This is a genomic window from Streptomyces sp. BE303 (genome assembly GCF_036290945.1).
GTDB lineage: Bacteria > Actinomycetota > Actinomycetes > Streptomycetales > Streptomycetaceae > Kitasatospora.
The window spans coordinates 1-306 of record NZ_JAQYWZ010000110.1; the positions used below are offsets into that span (position 1 = coordinate 1).

Annotated in this window: 1 pseudogene; it reads right to left on the reverse strand. The window is 74.2% G+C overall.

The window, feature by feature from the left end:
• Positions 1 to 4: 4 nt before the first annotated feature.
• A pseudogene (locus PUR56_RS00410) lies at positions 5 to 306 on the reverse strand (beta-ketoacyl synthase N-terminal-like domain-containing protein); the annotation flags it as partial.

A 306-nucleotide genomic window follows, 5' to 3' on the forward strand; every position in this document is an offset into this window, starting at 1 on the left:
ACTACGAGACGCGGCCGGACAGCCAGCTCGCCGCGTTCCCGGTGCCGATGTGGCCCGCCGCGTCCGCGACGTCCTCGGACCCGTCGTCCAGCAGCGCGACGTAGTCCTGACCGTTGGTTCCGGCGAACACGCCGACCTGCTCGCCGCGGAGCGACAGCGGGTCGACCCCGGCCCGCTCGAACGCCTCCCACGACGTCACCAGCAGCAACCGCAGCTGCGGGTCCATCGCCAGCGCCTCGCGCGGCGAGATCCCGAACAGCCCCGCGTCGACCTCTCCGGCGGCGGACACGAAGCCGCCGTCCCGGG